At 59.0% G+C, this 18,167-nt stretch carries 18 protein-coding genes; 7 read left to right on the top strand and 11 right to left on the bottom strand.

The window, feature by feature from the left end:
- Positions 1 to 51 precede the first annotated feature (51 nt).
- The gene (locus tag CLM71_RS17090) at positions 52 to 492 is read left to right on the top strand and encodes a FlxA-like family protein (protein WP_105232046.1); all 441 of its coding nucleotides are present in this window, start codon (positions 52 to 54) and stop codon (positions 490 to 492) included.
- Position 493: 1 nt separating this feature from the next.
- Here CLM71_RS17090 and CLM71_RS17095 read toward each other — a convergent pair whose 3' ends face one another.
- Positions 494 to 1,414: a LysR family transcriptional regulator gene (locus CLM71_RS17095; RefSeq protein WP_105232047.1), complete on the bottom strand. Its 921-nt coding sequence runs from the start codon at positions 1,412 to 1,414 to the stop codon at positions 494 to 496.
- Positions 1,415 to 1,510: 96 nt separating this feature from the next.
- On the opposite strand from CLM71_RS17095, the gene CLM71_RS17100 reads away from it, so the two are divergent.
- Positions 1,511 to 2,497: a bile acid:sodium symporter family protein gene (locus tag CLM71_RS17100; protein ID WP_105232048.1), complete on the top strand. Its 987-nt coding sequence runs from the start codon at positions 1,511 to 1,513 to the stop codon at positions 2,495 to 2,497.
- Positions 2,498 to 2,534: 37 nt separating this feature from the next.
- Here the strand turns inward: CLM71_RS17100 and CLM71_RS17105 are convergent, their stop codons facing one another.
- The 3 genes from CLM71_RS17105 to zipA form a co-directional block, all read right to left on the bottom strand.
- The gene (locus CLM71_RS17105; RefSeq protein ID WP_015673278.1) at positions 2,535 to 2,750 is read right to left on the bottom strand and encodes a DUF3820 family protein; all 216 of its coding nucleotides are present in this window, start codon (positions 2,748 to 2,750) and stop codon (positions 2,535 to 2,537) included.
- The gene (gene ligA / locus CLM71_RS17110) at positions 2,750 to 4,771 is read right to left on the bottom strand and encodes an NAD-dependent DNA ligase LigA (protein WP_105232049.1); all 2,022 of its coding nucleotides are present in this window, start codon (positions 4,769 to 4,771) and stop codon (positions 2,750 to 2,752) included. Before ligA ends, CLM71_RS17105 begins: the two co-directional genes overlap by 1 nt.
- A gap of 77 nt (positions 4,772 to 4,848) precedes the next feature.
- On the bottom strand, positions 4,849 to 5,850 hold the full coding sequence (gene zipA, locus CLM71_RS17115; protein ID WP_105232050.1) for a cell division protein ZipA: 1,002 nt from the start codon (positions 5,848 to 5,850) through the stop codon (positions 4,849 to 4,851).
- A gap of 223 nt (positions 5,851 to 6,073) precedes the next feature.
- On the opposite strand from zipA, the gene cysZ reads away from it, so the two are divergent.
- The 5 genes from cysZ to crr all read left to right on the top strand — a co-directional run bounded on the left by cysZ (position 6,074) and on the right by crr (position 11,089).
- Positions 6,074 to 6,835: a sulfate transporter CysZ gene (gene cysZ / locus CLM71_RS17120; protein WP_105232051.1), complete on the top strand. Its 762-nt coding sequence runs from the start codon at positions 6,074 to 6,076 to the stop codon at positions 6,833 to 6,835.
- Positions 6,836 to 7,127: 292 nt separating this feature from the next.
- Positions 7,128 to 8,096 (top strand): cysteine synthase A, encoded by a 969-nt coding sequence (cysK, locus tag CLM71_RS17125; RefSeq protein WP_105232052.1) that lies wholly within the window; start codon positions 7,128 to 7,130, stop codon positions 8,094 to 8,096.
- A 402-nt stretch (positions 8,097 to 8,498) separates the two neighbouring features.
- Positions 8,499 to 8,756, top strand: coding sequence for a phosphocarrier protein Hpr (gene ptsH, locus CLM71_RS17130; protein ID WP_000487600.1), 258 nt, complete (start codon positions 8,499 to 8,501; stop codon positions 8,754 to 8,756).
- Positions 8,757 to 8,802: 46 nt separating this feature from the next.
- Positions 8,803 to 10,530 carry a phosphoenolpyruvate-protein phosphotransferase PtsI gene (ptsI, locus tag CLM71_RS17135; RefSeq protein ID WP_105232053.1) on the top strand — a complete coding sequence of 576 codons (1,728 nt, stop codon included), beginning with the start codon at positions 8,803 to 8,805 and terminating at the stop codon, positions 10,528 to 10,530.
- Positions 10,531 to 10,579: 49 nt separating this feature from the next.
- Entirely contained in the window at positions 10,580 to 11,089 is a 510-nt protein-coding gene (gene crr, locus CLM71_RS17140; protein WP_004936467.1) for a PTS glucose transporter subunit IIA, read from the top strand.
- Between the two features lie 41 nt (positions 11,090 to 11,130).
- On the opposite strand, the gene CLM71_RS17145 is transcribed toward crr, so the two are convergent.
- The 7 genes from CLM71_RS17145 to CLM71_RS17175 all read right to left on the bottom strand — a co-directional run bounded on the left by CLM71_RS17145 (position 11,131) and on the right by CLM71_RS17175 (position 18,118).
- Positions 11,131 to 12,450, bottom strand: coding sequence for an ATP-binding protein (locus CLM71_RS17145; RefSeq protein WP_105233465.1), 1,320 nt, complete (start codon positions 12,448 to 12,450; stop codon positions 11,131 to 11,133).
- Positions 12,451 to 12,455: 5 nt separating this feature from the next.
- Complete coding sequence (locus CLM71_RS17150; protein ID WP_105232054.1) at positions 12,456 to 13,136, bottom strand: response regulator transcription factor; 681 nt, start codon at positions 13,134 to 13,136, stop codon at positions 12,456 to 12,458.
- Between the two features lie 207 nt (positions 13,137 to 13,343).
- Positions 13,344 to 14,225, bottom strand: a complete 882-nt coding sequence (cysM, locus tag CLM71_RS17155; RefSeq protein WP_105232055.1) for a cysteine synthase CysM — start codon at positions 14,223 to 14,225, stop codon at positions 13,344 to 13,346.
- A 77-nt stretch (positions 14,226 to 14,302) separates the two neighbouring features.
- A complete protein-coding gene (gene cysA / locus CLM71_RS17160) occupies positions 14,303 to 15,391 on the bottom strand; it encodes a sulfate/thiosulfate ABC transporter ATP-binding protein CysA (protein ID WP_105232056.1) in 1,089 nt (362 codons plus the stop codon).
- Positions 15,388 to 16,257, bottom strand: coding sequence for a sulfate/thiosulfate ABC transporter permease CysW (gene cysW, locus CLM71_RS17165; RefSeq protein ID WP_105232057.1), 870 nt, complete (start codon positions 16,255 to 16,257; stop codon positions 15,388 to 15,390). Before cysW ends, cysA begins: the two co-directional genes overlap by 4 nt.
- Complete coding sequence (gene cysT, locus CLM71_RS17170; protein WP_105232058.1) at positions 16,257 to 17,096, bottom strand: sulfate/thiosulfate ABC transporter permease CysT; 840 nt, start codon at positions 17,094 to 17,096, stop codon at positions 16,257 to 16,259. Before cysT ends, cysW begins: the two co-directional genes overlap by 1 nt.
- Positions 17,096 to 18,118 carry a sulfate ABC transporter substrate-binding protein gene (locus CLM71_RS17175; protein ID WP_105232059.1) on the bottom strand — a complete coding sequence of 341 codons (1,023 nt, stop codon included), beginning with the start codon at positions 18,116 to 18,118 and terminating at the stop codon, positions 17,096 to 17,098. Before CLM71_RS17175 ends, cysT begins: the two co-directional genes overlap by 1 nt.
- Between the last annotated feature and the right edge of the window lie 49 nt (positions 18,119 to 18,167).

An 18,167-nucleotide genomic window follows, 5' to 3' on the forward strand; every position in this document is an offset into this window, starting at 1 on the left:
CGCGCACCCTGCCGATAAGAGTGAGAGATCACCCGACTCAGGAACCGCGATATGATAAACAGCATCATCACGTCCGCAGTACTCAAACCGGCCCTGCCGGCGGTCGGCCGCCTCGCCAGCGCACCGGGCAACGCCGGCCAGCTGCTGATGGCCACGCCGCTGGACACCCATCCCAACGCCGGCAAAGCGAAGAAGAACGATGGCAACCAGCCCGCAGCGCCCGTTGAGCACGGCGCGCCGGCGCGTATCAAGGCGTTGCAGCAGCAAATTCAGGATTTACAGCAACAGCTGCTGGAGCTGAAAGACTCAGACGGCGATGCTAAACAGATCGAACAGCAAAAACAGCTGCTCCAGGCGCGTATCACCATGCTGCAGGCCGAGATCGCGCGCATCCGCAAAGAAGAGATGGAAAAACAGCAGTTAGAACACGCGAAAACGGCCGACGGCGTCAACCGCCCTACGCCGTACAACGCGTTGGACGTCTATATCTGAGTCAGCCGGCCGGCCGTTGTTGACGCTGCTGTTGCAACAGCGCCGCCTGTTCCCGCACGACCTGCCAGACCGCCTCCGCCGCCGGCGACAGCGAACGGTTCTTGCGCCGCACCAGCATCAGGGCGCGGTGGATCTCCGGCTGCAGCCGCTTCACCCGCAGCTGACCGCCCTCCGGCAGCGGCAACGCCAGCGCCGGGAAGATGCTGATGCCGATGCCCGCGGCCACCATCGGAAACAGCGTGGCCGGATGGCCGATCTCCTGCACCACCTCCGCTTCCACGCCCTGCTGACGCAGCGCGCTGTCGATCAACTGCCGGCTGCCGGAGGCATAATCCTGCAACACCAGCCGGCTGCCGCTCAGCGCCGACCAATGCACCTGCGGCAGATCGGCAAACGGATGATCGTCCCGGCACAGCAGTAAAAACGGCTCATGCAGGATCGGCTCGCAATCCAGATCGATCGCCTGCACCGGATCGACCACGATGCCGAAGTCCACCTCGGCGTTGCGGATGCTGTTCAGCACCCACTGCTGCGCCTGATCGCGCAGCAGGATACGGATGTCCGGATACTGCCGCTCGCCGGCGGCGATGCACTGCGGCATCAGGTGTGCCGAAATGGTCTGGCTGGAAGCCACCCGCACGGTGCCGCTGCGCTGCACGCCAAAGCTGCGCGCGTCCAACAGCGACGCCTGCAGCTCATCCAGCAAACGTTCGACGCGGTTAGCCAGCCGGCGCCCCGCGTCGGTCAACAACACTTCGCGGGTGGTGCGGTCCAGCAGGCGCACGCCGATTTCCGCCTCCAGCTCTTTAACGCTGTGGCTGACCGCCGACTGCGTCAGCCCTATCGCTTCGCCGGCGCGGCTAAAACTGCCGTGGCGCGCAATGGCAACAAATACGCGCAGTTGCTTCAGGGAGTAGTTCATGATTTTTATTCATATATAAATTAAATAAATCAATTTTATTATTATATTCCGGCGCGCCACACTATTCCTATTATTTTCCCGTACGAGTTTAGCCATATGAAATTTCTCCCCGACCGTTTTACCCTGACGCTGCTCGCCACCGTGCTGTTAGCTTCGTTTTTGCCGGCGCGCGGCGTGGCGGTCGGCTGGCTGAATACCCTGACCGTCGCCGCCATCGCCCTGCTGTTTTTTATGCACGGCGCCAAACTGTCGCGCGAGGCGATTCTCGCCGGCAGCAATAACTGGCGGCTGCATCTGTGGGTGATGTTCAGCACCTTTATCATTTTCCCGCTGCTCGGCGTGCTGTTTAAGTGGTGGTCGCCAGTGGCCGTCAGTCCGGAACTGTATAACGGCTTTATCTACCTGTGCATTTTGCCCGCGACGGTGCAGTCCGCCATCGCCTTTACCTCGCTGGCCGGCGGCAATGTGGCGGCGGCGGTATGCAGCGCCTCAGCCTCCAGCCTGCTGGGCATCTTCGTTTCGCCGCTGCTGGTCGGCCTGCTGTTGAACGTGCATGGCGAAACCGGCGGCCTGCAGCAGGTCGGCAGTATCGTGCTGCAACTGCTGGTGCCGTTTATCGCCGGCCACCTGGCGCGGCCGCTGATCGGCAAATGGATTGACCGCCACCGGAAATGGATTGGCAAAACCGACCAGACATCAATTCTGCTGGTGGTATACGCCGCCTTCAGCGAAGCGGTGACCCACGGCATCTGGCATCAGGTGGGATGGAAGGCGCTGCTGTTTATTCTGCTCGTCAGCCTGGCGCTGCTGGCCGTTGTGCTGTTGATCAATATTCAGATGGCGCGCTGGCTGGGGTTCAATAAAGCGGATGAGATCACTATCGTGTTCTGCGGCTCGAAAAAGAGCCTGGCGAACGGCATCCCGATGGCCAATATTCTGTTTCCGGCCGCCAGCGTCGGGGTGATGGTGCTGCCGTTAATGGTGTTCCATCAGGTGCAGCTGATGACCTGCGCGATGCTGGCGCGGCGCTATCAGCAAAAACAGCTGCGGCAGCAGCAGGCATCGCAGGTGAAAGCCCTCTGAAAAAGCAACGGGGACGCATCTGCGTCCCCGTCGTCAGTCAACCGCGTTTCAGCGGCTTCACCAGCGCGTCCAATCCTTCAATTTTCAGCGCCAGCGTCATCTCCATCAGCATGCCCAGTTTGCCTTTGGGAAATTCGCCCTTACGGGCAAACCACAGCAGATACTCTTCCGGCAAATCAATCAGCACCCGCCCCTGGTATTTGCCAAAAGGCATCACCGTATTGGCGATTTCAATCAGGTTTTCCTTTTCCATCAGTCACCCAGCAGGCGGATCATTTCCGCTTCGTCGATCACTTCGATGCCCAGCTCCTGTGCTTTAACCAGCTTGGAGCCGGCGGCTTCGCCGGCGATCACCAGATCGGTTTTCTTCGATACGCTGCCGCTTACTTTAGCCCCCAGCGCCGTCAGGCGATCTTTGGCTTCATCACGCGACAGCTGACTCAGCGAACCGGTCAGCACCACGGTTTTACCGGCAAACGGGCTGTCTATCTCTTCTGCCGCCACCACCACCGGCGCCGGCCAGTTAATGCCGATTTCCGGGCTGACCAGTTCATCAATCACCCGCTGATTCAGCGCTTCGGCAAAGAAGTTGACCACGTGCTTCGCCACCACTTCGCCCACGTCCGGCACCAGTTTTAACGCTTCGACGTCCGCCGCTCGTAGCGCGTCCAGCGAGCCGAAATGCGCCGCCAGGTTGGCCGCCGTGGCTTCGCCGACCTCACGGATGCCCAGCGCATACAGGAAACGGGCAAAGGTGGTCTGTTTGGATTTCTCCAGCGCATTGACCAGATTCTGCGCCGACTTCGGCCCCATGCGATCCAGCCCGGTCAGCAGACCGGCAGACAGGCGGAACAGATCGGCGGGATCCTTGACGTACTCTTTTTCCACCAGCTGTTCGATGATCTTGTCGCCCATGCCGTCAACGTCCAGCGCACGGCGGGAGACAAAGTGCTTCAGCGCCTCTTTCCGCTGCGCCGCGCAAATTAAGCCGCCGGTGCAGCGCGCGACCGCTTCGCCTTCCACCCGTTCAACGTCGGAGCCGCATACCGGACAGTGCTGCGGGAACACCACCTCGCGCGCATCGAGGGGACGGCGCTCTTCCACCACGCCCACCACCTGCGGTATTACATCGCCGGCGCGGCGAACGATCACCGTATCGCCGATGCGCAGCCCGAGCCGTTCAATTTCATCGGCGTTGTGCAGCGTAGCGTTGCTGACGGTGACGCCGGCCACCAGCACCGGCTCCAGACGCGCCACCGGCGTAATCGCCCCGGTGCGACCGACCTGAAACTCAACCTCGCGCACCTGGGTAATCTGCTCCTGCGCCGGGAATTTAAAGGCGGTAGCCCAGCGCGGCGCGCGGGCGACAAACCCCAACTGTTCCTGCAGATCGATATCGTCAATCTTCACCACCACGCCGTCGATATCAAACCCGAGCCCGCCGCGGTCCTGTTCAACCTGGCGGTAAAAGGCCAGCACCTCGTCGCTGCCGCTGCACACTCTGGCGCGATCGCTGACTGGCAGCCCCCAGGCTTTAAACTGCATCAGGCGCTGCCAGTGGCTGCGCGGCAGTTCGCCGCCTTCCAGCAGGCCGACGCCGTAGCAGAAGAAGGTCAGCGGACGTTTGGCGGTAATGCGCGGGTCCAGCTGACGCAGCGAGCCGGCGGCGGCGTTACGCGGGTTGGCGAACACCTTGCCGTCCTTACGGCGCGCCTCTTCATTCATTTTTTCAAAGCCGGCCTGCGGCATAAACACTTCGCCACGCACTTCCAGCCGGCGCGGAATATTGTCGCCGGTCAGACGCAGCGGAATGGCGCGGATGGTGCGCACGTTGGCGGTGATGTTCTCGCCGGTGGTGCCGTCGCCGCGCGTGGCGGCGCGCACCAGCTCGCCGTCTTCATACAGCAGGCTGACCGCCAGCCCGTCCAGCTTCAGCTCGCAGCAGAAGCTCAGCGCCTCGCTGCTTTTCAGCCGATCCTGCACCCGCTTATAAAACGCCAGGAAACTCTCATCGTCGAATACGTTGTCCAGCGACAGCATCGGTACTTCATGGCGCACCTGCTCAAACGCCGACAGCGGCGCGGCGCCAACGCGCTGGGTCGGCGAGTCGGCGGTGACCAGCTCAGGGTGCGCCTCTTCCAGCTCGCGCAGCTCGCGCATCAGGCGGTCATATTCCGCATCGGGAATTTCCGGCGCATCCAGCACGTGGTACTGGTATTCATGATGGCGCAGTTGGGTTCGCAGTTGATTGATTGTTTCGATTGTTGTGGCCATAGCTCACCATCAGAGATAAAAAACCCCCAGCGAGTGGGGGTTTCAGGAGACGTAATGTTCAGTGCGCATTGCAACCGTCAGGCGTTGTTTTCCAACACTTCACGGATGCGCGCTTTATAGCTTTCCAGCTTTTGCGGCGTCATCATGCGACGCTCGTCATCCAGCACCACGCCGCCAACGTCGTCAGCGATGCGCTGCGCCGACTGCAGCATCAGCTTGAAGTTCTGATTGGCGTCGCCGTAGGACGGCACCATCATAAACATGGACACGCCCGGCGTAGAGAAGTCGGACATTGAATCCGGATCGAAAGAACCCGGTTTCACCATATTCGCCAGGCTGAACAGCACCGGGCCGCTGCCGGCCGGACTGATATGGCGATGGAAAATGCCCATCTCGCCGAACTGGAAGCCGGACTGCAGCACGCTCTGCAGCAAGACTTCGCCGCCGATAATGCCGCCTTGGTGCGCCGCAACGTGCAGCACCAGTACGGTTTCCTTGCGCTTGGCCGGCTCCGGGGCCGGCTGTGCCGGCGCAGGTTCCGCTACAGGCTCAGGCTCGGCCGGTTTGCTTTCAGGCTGCGGCGCAGGCGCTGCTTCCTGTTCAAACGCAGGCTCTGCTTCTGCCGGCGGCAGGTCGTCGACGCGCGGCTCACGCCGCGGCGCTGGCTGCTGTTCTTCGGCAGGTTTCGCTTCCGGTTCGTAGTCGTCCAGCAGCACATCATCGTAGTCCGGCCGCTGAGACAGCGGCGCAGGCTGATGGGCAGCCGGCTGCACCTCGCGCGGCGCCGGCTCGGCCGCCGGAGCGGGCTTCGGCGCAGCTACCGGTTCTTCGCGAGCGGCATCGAAATCACCGAACGACGGCTCCTCTTGCGGATGGGCGGAGCGCACACGCACTTCTCCCACGCCGTCATCGAAGTCGTCGTCAGAAGTTGGTTCACGTTCTTTTTTAGAACGCTTGGCTGGGCGATCGCGGAAAAGGGACGAGCGTTCCTTACGGCTGGTCCACAGACCATGTAATAACAACGCTATTATGGCGATCGCGCCAACAACGATTAATATCAGACGCAAATCCTGCATCATTGCTATCTCTGTTGTTCCAATACATTGCCACCGCGGCAAACATTCACTCTTTAACTCTATTTGCCTGTGCAGACAAGTGCAAGTCCGTGCTGAACTTTATGCTAATAAAGATGATAATTCTGCCTTTTTTGCTTTTTTTTCAGCCAACAACACGCTAGTCAGCAGAAAATCATCCCTATATGATAGCCAGCTTGCCCGTTCTGTTAACGAGATGACTTAAGATATGTCTTATTCGCAGCAAACTTCTTCCTCCGCCAGCGGCGTGCATTACTTTGCCGAAGGCTGGCGCCTGATTACACGCCCCGGCATTAAACGCTACGTGGTGCTGCCGTTACTGGTCAACGTGCTGCTGATGGGTTCTGCCTTCTGGTGGCTCTTCAGCAAACTCGGCGGCTGGATCCCGCAGATGATGGCGCACGTGCCAGACTGGCTGCAATGGCTCAGCTACCTGCTGTGGCCGATCACCGTCATCTCCGTGGTGCTGGTGGCCGGCTATCTGTTCAGCACCATCACCAATCTGATCGCCGCACCGTTCTGCGGCCTGCTGGCCGAGCAACTGGAAGGCCAGCTGACCGGTAAACCGCTGCCGGACAGCGGCATGGTCGGCCTGGTCAAAGACGTGCCGCGCATTATGGCGCGTGAGTGGCGCAAGCTGGCGTACTACCTGCCGCGCGCGCTGGTGCTGTTTCTGTTGTACTTTGTGCCGGTCGTCGGCCAAACGGTAGCGCCGGTGCTGTGGTTCCTGTTCAGCGCCTGGATGCTGGCGATTCAGTACTGCGACTACCCGTTCGACAACCATAAGGTCAGCTTTGCCGATATGCGCCGCGCCCTGCGGCAGAATAAGGTGCATAACCTGCAGTTCGGCGCGCTGGTCAGCCTGTTTACCCTGATCCCGATCCTTAACCTGGTGATCCTGCCGGTGGCGGTATGCGGCGCCACGGCGATGTGGGTTGACCGCTATCGCCGTCAGTTCGTCGCACATTAATCCCCCCTCCCCTGACCAACGGCCCTGCTTGCAGAGCTGTTGGTCATCGTTTCCCGCCGCCGCAATCGCGCCTTATAACCACATAGCGGCATCGGTACTGACAAATGCCCCGCCGGATAAACGCGTCAAACACCAATAATTACTTGAATTTACATATAATTTGAAAAAATAACCCTTCTAGCACATATTCTCTAATAACATATCAATATACCAATTCCTTACTTCCCTGCCGGGAGCGTTAGCGTATGCTTTCGACGTTCCCTACATTATTCATAGAGTTAAAGGACGGGCTATGAGCAAGATATATGAAGACAACTCATTAACAATCGGCCATACGCCGCTGGTTCGTCTGAACCGCATCGGTAACGGGCGCATCCTCGCCAAGGTCGAATCCCGCAACCCAAGCTTTAGCGTTAAGTGCCGCATCGGCGCCAATATGATTTGGGACGCGGAAAAACGCGGCATCCTGACGCCGGGCAAAGAGCTTGTTGAACCGACCAGCGGCAACACCGGCATCGCGCTGGCCTACGTGGCAGCGGCGCGTGGTTATAAACTGACGCTGACCATGCCGGAAACCATGAGCATCGAACGCCGCAAGCTGCTGAAAGCGCTGGGCGCCAATCTGGTGCTGACCGAAGGCGCCAAAGGTATGAAGGGCGCCATCGCCAAAGCGGAAGAGATCGTCGCCACCGATCCGGATCGCTATATTATTCTGCAGCAGTTCAGCAACCCGGCGAACCCGGAAATTCACGAAAAGACCACCGGCCCGGAAATCTGGGAAGACACCGATGGCGACGTGGATGTGTTTATCTCCGGCGTCGGTACCGGCGGCACTCTGACCGGCGTCAGCCGTTATCTGAAAAACACCAAGGGCAAGGCCGTTACCACCGTGGCCGTTGAACCGACCGACTCGCCGGTGATCTCCCAGGCGCTGGCGGGCGAAGAGCTCAAGCCCGGCCCACACAAGATCCAGGGCATCGGCGCCGGCTTTATTCCGGGTAACCTCGATTTGGATCAGGTCGATCGCGTGGTGCAAATTACCAATGACGAAGCCATCAGCATGGCGCGCCGTCTGATGGAAGAAGAAGGCATTCTGGCCGGCATCTCCTCCGGCGCCGCGGTGGAAGCCGCCGTCAAACTGACTCAGGAACCTGAGTTCGCCGACAAAACCATCGTAGTGATTCTGCCCTCTTCCGGCGAGCGCTACCTGAGCACCGCGCTGTTTGCCGATCTGTTCACCGAGCAGGAATTACAGCAATAATTCAGGCAGTGCACGAAAAGCTAAAAAAGCACCTCACGGGGTGCTTTTTTGTGGGCTGGATCAAAGTTTATACCCGCCGAAGATTGATTTTACCCGTTGGCTCTAGTATTTAACCCTTCCATTATTTCGGTGCACAAAATTAATCGTCCCCCGCCTCTGATTTGCGCTGAATCGATTTACGCGTTTGTCGCCGCGGCGTAAAACACGGCATAATGGGGAGCGGATTGAAACGACGGCCCGCCGGTACGGTTTTTTTGATCTGGACGGGGTAAAGCGTCGTTTTCTGTTGCATCAAGCCTCGCCCCTGTACCATAGTCAGGCGCTAAACGGACAAGCTAAAGTCGCCCCGCTAGGCTAAACTTTAGCTCCACAATATTAATCCAATAAGTTGGGGAAACATCAATGTTCCAGCAAGAAGTTACTATTACCGCTCCGAATGGTCTGCATACCCGCCCAGCCGCTCAGTTCGTTAAAGAAGCTAAAGGCTTCACGTCTGAAATCACCGTGACCTCCAACGGCAAAAGCGCCAGCGCCAAAAGCCTGTTCAAGCTGCAAACTCTGGGCCTGACCCAAGGGACCGTAGTAACCATTTCTGCTGAAGGCGAAGACGAGCAGAAAGCCGTTGAGCACTTGGTTAAACTGATGGCAGAGCTTGAGTAATCGGCCCGTCTTTTTAGTTAACACCAGTCAAGAGTAAGGTAGGGTTATGATTTCAGGCATTTTAGTATCACCGGGCATCGCTTTTGGTAAGGCTCTCCTGCTGAAAGAAGATGAAATTGTCGTCAACCGGAAGAAAATCTCCGCAGATCTTGTGGAGCAGGAAGTTGCACGTTTCCTGGCAGGCCGCGCCAAAGCATCGGAGCAGTTGGAAGCCATCAAGACCAAAGCCGGCGAAACCTTCGGTGAAGAGAAAGAAGCCATCTTCGAAGGCCACATCATGTTGCTGGAAGATGAAGAGCTTGAGCAGGAAATCATAGCCCTAATCAAAGACGAACTGGCTTCCGCCGACGCCGCTGCCTATACCGTGATCGAAGGTCAGGCGAAGGCGCTGGAAGAGCTGGACGACGAATACCTGAAAGAACGCGCCGCCGACGTGCGCGACATCGGCAAACGTCTGCTGAAAAACATTCTGGGAATGCCGATCGTAGATCTGGGCTCCATTCAGGATGAAGTGATTCTGGTCGCCGCCGACCTGACGCCTTCCGAGACCGCGCAGCTGAACCTGGACAAGGTGCTGGGCTTTATTACCGATCTTGGCGGCCGTACCTCTCACACCTCGATTATGGCGCGCTCGCTGGAGCTGCCGGCCATCGTCGGCACCACCGACGTGACCAAGCAGGTGAAAAACGGCGACTACCTGATTCTGGACGCGGTCAACAACAAGATTTACGTCAACCCGACCGCAGACGTGATCGACGAGCTGAAAGCCGCACAGAACCTGTACATCACCGAGAAAAACGATCTGGCCAAACTGAAGGACCTGCCGGCGATCACGCTGGACGGCCATCAGGTTGAAGTCTGCGCCAACATCGGCACCGTGCGCGACGTCGCCGGCGCTGAACGTAACGGCGCGGAAGGCGTAGGCCTGTACCGTACCGAATTCCTGTTCATGGACCGCGACGCGCTGCCGACCGAAGAAGAGCAGTTCCAGGCGTATAAAGCCGTTGCGGAAGCCATGGGCGCACAGGCGGTCATCGTCCGCACCATGGACATCGGCGGCGATAAAGACCTGCCGTACATGAACCTGCCGAAAGAAGAAAACCCGTTCCTCGGCTGGCGCGCGATCCGCATCGCGATGGACCGCCGGGAAATCCTGCACGCACAGCTGCGCGCCATTCTGCGCGCCTCCGCCTTCGGCAAACTGCGCATCATGTTCCCGATGATTATCTCCGTGGAAGAAGTGCGCGATCTGAAGGGCGAACTGGAGACGCTGAAGGCTCAGCTGCGTGAAGAGGGCAAAGCGTTCGACGAAACCATCGAGGTCGGCGTAATGGTCGAAACCCCGGCTGCGGCGGTGATTGCTCACCACCTGGCAAAAGAAGTCGACTTCTTTAGTATTGGGACAAACGATCTAACCCAGTATACTCTGGCGGTAGATCGCGGCAACGAGCTGATTTCTCATCTCTATAACCCGATGTCCCCATCAGTGCTTGGCCTGATCAAACAGGTTATTGACGCATCTCACGCAGAAGGCAAGTGGACCGGCATGTGCGGTGAACTGGCTGGCGATGAACGTGCTACACTGTTGTTATTGGGCATGGGGCTGGATGAGTTCAGTATGAGTGCGATTTCAATCCCGCGCATCAAGAAAATTATTCGTAATACCAATTTCGAAGATGTGAAGGCGTTGGCAGCGCAGGCGTTGGCACAGCCAACGGCGCAAGATCTGATGAACTGCGTGAATAAGTTCATCGAAGAGAAGACACTCTGCTAAACTTCCACGACACTGGAACGCCGCCCAATTAAATGCTTAGGAGAAGATCATGGGTTTGTTCGATAAGTTGAAATCTCTGGTTTCAGATGACAAGAAAGACACGGGCACTATCGAGATCGTCGCTCCGCTTTCTGGCGAAATCGTCAACATCGAAGATGTGCCTGATGTAGTATTCGCTGAAAAGATCGTCGGCGACGGTATTGCCATCAAACCTGCCGGCAACAAAATGGTTGCTCCGGTTGACGGTACTATCGGTAAAATTTTCGAAACCAACCACGCTTTCTCTATCGAATCCGACAGCGGCATTGAGCTGTTCGTGCACTTCGGCATCGATACCGTAGAACTGAAAGGCGAAGGTTTCAAACGCATTGCCGAAGAAGGCCAGCGCGTCAAGAAAGGCGATGTGGTTATCGAGTTCAACCTGCCTCTGCTGGAAGAGAAAGCCAAGTCTACCCTGACGCCGGTGGTTATCTCCAACATGGACGAGATCAAAGAGCTGATCAAACTGTCCGGCAGCGTCACCGTGGGCGAGACCCCGATCATCCGCATCAAGAAGTAATTGCGAATGAGATAAAAACGGCGCCTATCGGCGCCGTTTTTTTATGCCTGCCAACCGGGCACCTTCAGGGTGATCACCAGCCCGCCCTGCTCGCCGTTGCGCGCCTCGGCCTGACCGCCGTGCGCCAGCAACACCTTGCGGGTAATCGCCAGACCCAAACCGTAGCCCTTGCCCGATTTAGGCGAGTTTACCCGCACAAAGGGGTCAAAAATGCTGGACAGTTTGGATTCCTCCACGCCCGGCCCCTGATCGCTCACCACAATATGGAACTGCTGCTCCGCACGCTTTAACACCACCGTCACCCGCTGTCCGCTGCCGGAAAAACGCAGCGCATTGCGCACCACGTTGTCGAGCGCCCGGCGCATCAGCTCGGCGTTGCCCTTCACCGTATACTCATCGTCAGCATTAGCCTGCAGAGCAATCTCCACGCCCGGCACCTGCGCTTCATAGCGCGCATCGTTCACTACCGCCGTCACCAGGCCGTACAGGTCGAAGTACTCCTCACCCGCCTGGTTACTGTTTTCGGCGCGCGACAGCGCCAGCAGTTCGCCGATCATTTTATCCAGCCGCCCGGTTTCGTGCTCAATGCGCTGCAGAGAATTCTCTACGTTATCCGGATTCTGCCGCGCCAGACCGATAGCCAGCTGCAGCCTGGCCAGCGGCGAACGCAGCTCGTGCGACACATCGTGCAGCAGTTCTTCACGCGCGCTGACCAGTACTTCCAACCGTTCCGCCATCGAATCAAAGTCGCGCGCCACCTCCGACAGCTCATCGTGACGCCGCCGCATCGAAGGGAACAGGCGGATCGCCAAATCGCCCTGCGCCAGACGGTCAAACCCGCCGCGCAGTTGACGCATCGGCCGCGTCAGGTTCCAGGCCAACAGTGCGCTAAACAGCAAACCGCCAACCCCGCCGATCCACAGCATCGGCTCCGGGATATGGAACAGATGCCAGCGCCGGTTCATCCGGTATTGGGCGCGCAGGCTTTCCACGTCATAACTCAGCAGATAGCCCTGCCGATCGGCCCCGCGCACCCACTCCACGATTTTTTTCGGCATCCGCCCCGACTCTACCGGCGGTGATAGCTGGCCAACCGGCGGCTGCGACGCCGGCGTCACGCGCAGAAAGCGCCGATCCTCCGCCGGCCAGTCGGCGATCATCGCGTTCAGCGCCGGCATGCCGCCGCTTTGCAGCATCGACACCGCCGAAGTAATCTGCATATTGACCAAACGGCGGGCCAATGCATTCTCCGGCGGCTCCCGGTTGCCGTAAACGGCAAAAGAGATCCACAGTACCTGCATCATGATGATAAAAATCAACCAGTAACCCAGCAGGATTTTCCAGAACAGTCTGCCGCGCATCATGCTTACCTGACGCGATAGCCGATGCTGCGCACCGTTTCAATGCCGAGCGTACAGCCCGGCAGCGCGGCCAGCTTCTGGCGGATATTGCTGATATGCACATCAACGCTGCGGTCGTAGGCCTCCCGAGGTCGTCCCAGGCCTTTCTCCGACAGCTCATCCTTGGACACCACGCGCTCCGGCGAACGCAGCAGCAGCTCCAACAGGTTAAATTCCGAGGCGGTCAGGTCGAAGCTCTGCCCGCGCCATTCGCTGCTGCGGGTCGAAGGGTTCAGGATTAAGTCCCCCTGCACAATTTCAGCGTCGCCGTCCTGCACCTCCGGCTGCTCCTCAAAACGGCGCAGCACGGCGCGCAGCCGCGCCACCAGCTCACGCGGATAGCACGGCTTCGGCATATAGTCGTCGGCGCCCATCTCCAGCCCGATTACCCGGTCAATATTGTCGCCTTTCGCCGTCAGCATAATCACCGGCAGGCGGCTCTTCTTGCGCACTTCACGCAGCACATCGATGCCGCTCATATCCGGCAGCATAATATCGAGGATCATGGCGGTATAATCACCGGACAGCGCCCCTTCAACGCCGGCTTTGCCGGTCAGCACCAGGCTGGCGTTGAAGCCTTCCGCCGTCAGATATTCACTCAGCATGGTGCCCAATTCGAGGTCATCATCGACCAGTAAGATTTTCATGGTTGCTCCTTCACTTATTTGCGCTATCTTCCCGCCAAATCGCTTACTGCGCAGCCGATTTTACGCAATCCTTACAGTTCAGCCGCCCCGACTAAAGCATAGCCGGCGTGCTAAAAGGCGGAAAAAAACATTGCTGCGGGAAAACGTTCGCCCGGAAAATTCCGGGCGAAGCAAAGGGAGAGAGAAGATAAACGCCGAGGGACAGTCTTAGGAAAACACCCCGGTGGACAGATAGCGATCGCCGCGATCGCAGATAATCGCCACGATCACGCTGCCGGGGTTGGCGGCGGCTATCTGTAACGCCCCCGCTACCGCGCCGCCGGAGCTGACGCCGCAGAAGATGCCCTCACGCTGCGCCAGCTGGCGCATGGTGGTTTCGGCAGCGTCCTGGCTGATATCCAGCACCTGGTCCACCAGCTCCGGGCGGAAAATACCCGGCAGGTAAGCCGGCGACCAGCGGCGGATGCCGGGAATACTGCTGCCTTCCGCCGGCTGCAGGCCGACGATCTGCACCGCCGCGTTCTGCTTCTTCAGGTACTCGCCGACGCCGGTAATGGTGCCGGTGGTGCCCATACTGGAGACAAAGTGCGTCACGCGCCCTTCGCTCTGGCGCCAAATCTCCGGCCCGGTGGTGGTGAAGTGCGCATAAGGGTTATCCGGGTTATTAAACTGGTCCAGCACCTTGCCCTGCCCCTGACGCTCCATCTCCAGCGCCAGATCGCGCGCGCCTTCCATCCCCTGTTCGCGGCTGACCAGAATCAGTTCGGCGCCGTAGGCACGCATCGCCGCCTGACGCTCCATGCTCATATTTTCCGGCATCAGCAGCTTCAGCCGGTAGCCCTTCATCGCGGCAATCATCGCCAGCGCGATACCGGTATTGCCGCTGGTGGCCTCAATCAGCACATCGCCGGGGGCAATTTCGCCGCGCTGCTCAGCCTGCTGGATCATCGCCAGCGCCGCGCGGTCCTTGACCGAGCCGGCCGGGTTGTTGCCTTCCAGTTTGACCCACACTTCGCTGCCCGTCTCCGTGGCCAGACGTTGTAATTTGATCAGCGGCGTATTGCCGATGTGTTGTTCCAGCGTTGTCACAATCGTTGCCTGTGCATAATGTAATAGGGTCCGGCACTGCCGGACCCTGCTATTTTTCTGATGGGAATTAAAAACTATCAGGCGCTTTTGGCGAGCGCAACCGGTTGTAGCAATTGTTCGCCGGCGTACAGGCGCGCATTCAGGCCGCCGACAAAGTAGCGGCCGCCGCGCACCGGGGTTTCATGGCCTTCCGCCAGCACCACCGTAATCGGCTCCTGATGCCAGCCGAGCGGCTGCACCGTCAACTGCCAGAAATGGCCGCGCGGGCTGACTTCCAGCACCTGGACCGGCAACGGGCAGCGGGCGCTGCTCTCGCTGCTGACTTCCATTTCCCACGGACGCAGGAACAGTTCAACGCTGCCCTGATGCATCGGCTGGAACGCCAGCGGCCATTGGTGCGCGCCGACGAACAGCTGCGAACCACGTATTTCGCCGTTCAGACGGTTCACTTCGCCCATAAACTCCAGCACGAAACGGCTGGCCGGCTCACGCATAATCTCAACCGGCGAGCCGACCTGTTCAATATTGCCCTGGCTCATCACCACAATGCTGTCCGCCACTTCCATCGCCTCTTCCTGATCGTGGGTGACGAATACGCTGGTGAACTTCAGTTCTTCGTGCAATTGGCGCAGCCAACGGCGCAGCTCTTTGCGCACCTGCGCGTCCAGCGCGCCGAAAGGCTCATCCAGCAGCAGGATCTGCGGCTCTACCGCCAGCGCGCGCGCCAGCGCCACACGCTGCTTCTGCCCGCCAGACAGCTGCGAAGGATAGCGGTTGGCCAGGTGCGCCAACTGCACCATCTCCAGCAGCCGCTCAACTTTCTGTTTAATCGCCTGCGCGTTGGGACGTTCGCGACGCGGCAGCACCGTCAGGCCAAAGGCGATATTATCGAATACCGTCATATGGCGGAACAGCGCATAATGCTGGAACACAAACCCCACGCGGCGATCGCGCGCGTGCATCCGGCTGACGTCGGTGCCGTGGAAGCCCAGCTTGCCGCCGCTCTGGCTTTCCAGGCCGGCGATAATACGCAGCAGGGTGGTTTTGCCGGAGCCGGACGGCCCGAGCAGCGCTACCATCTCGCCGGAAGGAATATCGAGCGAGATGTCGTTCAATACTTTGGTGCGACCGAAATATTTGCTGATGTTGTTAATCTCAATGCTCATTGGTTTTCCTCCCGCTCGCGGCGTACGTTCTGTCGTTCCAGACGCCATTGCAGAGCGCTTTTCAAAAATAGGGTCACTATCGCCATAATGGTCAGCAACGCGGCGGCGGTAAACGAGCCGACGGTGTTGTAATCCTGTTGCAGCAGCTCAACCTGCAGCGGCAGGCTGTAGGTTTCCCCGCGAATTGAGCCGGAAACCACCGATACGGCGCCGAACTCGCCGATGGCGCGGGCGTTGGTCAGCACCACGCCGTACAGCAGCGCCCAGCGAATATTGGGCAGCGTCACCCGGCGGAACATCTGCCAGCCGGAAGCGCCCAGCAAAATGGCGGCTTCATCTTCCTGGCTGCCCTGGCTGAGCATCATCGGCACCAGCTCACGCACCACAAACGGACAGGTGACAAATACCGTCACCAGCACCATACCCGGCCAGGAGAACATCAGCTGGATGTTATGCGCATCCAGCCAGCCGCCCAGCAGGCCGTTGCTGCCGTAAAACAGCAGATAAATCAGGCCCGCCACCACCGGCGATACGGCAAACGGAATGTCGATCAGCGTCAGCAGCAACTGGCGGCCCGGGAAGGTAAAGCGCGTTACCAGCCAGGCCAGCAGAGTGCCGAAAATCAGGTTAACCGGCACGGTGATCAACGCGATCAGCACCGTCAGCCAGATGGCGTGCAGCATGTCCGCATCCATCAGGTTGCGCCACATTTCGCCGCTACCCTTGGAAAAGGCCTCGGCGAAAATGGAAATCATCGGGATCACCAGCAACAGCAGTGAAAACAGCACGCCAATGGCGATCAGCGCCCATTTACCCCAGTTGATGCGCTGCCGCTGAGCGCCGTTGAAGGCAGAGATATCAGCCATTAGTGCCCCCCAATACGCTTGCCGAAGCGGCTTTGCAGCAGGTTGATGCTAAATAACAGCAGCAGCGACGCCGCCAGAATCACGGAGGCAATGGCGCTGGCCGCCGGGTAATCAAACTCTTGCAGGCGCACAAAAATCATCAGCGAGGTCACTTCGGTCTTCCAGGCGATGTTGCCGGCGATAAAAATCACGGCGCCGAACTCGCCTAGGCTGCGGGTGAAAGAAATTGCGGTGCCGGCCAGCAGCGCCGGCGACACCTCCGGCAGCACCACGCGGCGAAAGCTCTGCCAGCGGGTAGCGCCCAGCGTTTCCGCCGCCTCTTCATACTCCGGCCCCAGCTCTTCCAGCACCGGCTGTACGGTACGCACCACAAACGGCAGGCTGGTAAACGCCATCGCCACCGCAATGCCAATCCAGGTAAAGGTGACTTTGATATCAAAGTGCGCCAACCACTGGCCGTACCAACCGGTGGTGGAAAACAGCCCGGCCAGCGTCAGGCCGGCAACGGCGGTCGGCAGCGCGAACGGCAAATCAATCAGGCCGTCCAGCAGCGAGCGGCCGGGGAACCGGTAGCGGGTCAGGATCCACGCCATCAGCATGCCGAACAGCGCGTTGAACAGGCTGGCCACGCCCGCCGCCAGCAGCGTGACCTTATAGGCTGCCACCACCTGCGGGTTGGAAATCACTTCCCAATACTGCGCCAGCGTCATCTGCGACAACTGCATTACCAGCGCACTCAGCGGCAGCAGCAGAATCAGACAGGTATAAAACAGGCTGCTGCCCAGGCTCAGGCCGAATCCGGGCAGTACGCGTTTACTGGAACGGGTTAACGACAACATTACTTACGCCCTGCTGCTAATAACCGATCCAGCTCGCCGCCGCTGGCGAAGTGGGTTTTCATCACGTGCGGCCAGTCGCCGAACTGATCTTCAACCCGGAACAGTTTGGTCTGCGGGAACTTATCTTTCGCCGCCGCCATCGCCTGCTCATTGTTAACGCGGTAGTAATAGCCGGTGATAATCTGCTGTGCCGCCGGGCTGTACAGGTAGTTCAGGTAAGCCTTCGCCGCCTGTTCGCTGCCGTTACGCTCAACGTTTTTATCCACCCAGGCCACTGGGAACTCGGCCAGAATATCGACCGGCGGTACGATCACCTGGTATTTGTCTTCGCCGTACTGCTTGCGGATGTTGTTAACTTCCGACTCAAAGCTGATCAGCACGTCGCCGAGACCGCGTTCAACAAAGGTCGTGGTTGCACCGCGGCCGCCGGTGTCGAACACCGCCACGTTTTTCAAAAAGCGAGTCATAAAGGCGCGCGTTTTCTCTGCGTCATTGCCGTCGGCCTGACTGGCCGCGCCCCAGGCCGCCAGATAGGTGTAGCGGCCGTTGCCCGAAGTTTTAGGGTTCGGGAACACCAGCTTCACATCGTCACGCACCAGATCGCTCCAGTCGTGAATGCCTTTCGGGTTGTCCTTGCGCACCAGGAACGCCATGGTGGAATAAAATGGCGAACTGTTGTTCGGCAGGCGCATCTGCCAGTCGGCGGCGATCAGCTTGCCGCGATCGTGCAGAATCTGTACGTCGGTGACCTGGTTGTAAGTCACTACGTCGGCGCGCAGCCCTTGCAGAATCGCCAGCGCCTGCTTGGAAGAGCCGGCGTGCGATTGTTTGATGGTCAGCTTGTCATCCGGATGCTGCTGGTTCCACTGCTGGATAAAGCCCGGATTCAGCGCGGTAAACAGTTCGCGGGAAACATCATAGGAACTGTTTAATAATTCGGTAGCCGAAACGGTGCCGCTGACCAGCAACGCCGCTGCCAGCCACCCTTTCAGCATCATATGTTTAACCCGCGTCTGTTTCATTTTGCACCTTAATTACTCGATCAATCTGTCGGGTAGCATCCCCGTGCGA

This window comes from Serratia sp. MYb239 (genome assembly GCF_002966855.1).
In the GTDB taxonomy this organism is placed as follows: Bacteria; Pseudomonadota; Gammaproteobacteria; order Enterobacterales; family Enterobacteriaceae; genus Serratia_B; species Serratia_B rhizosphaerae.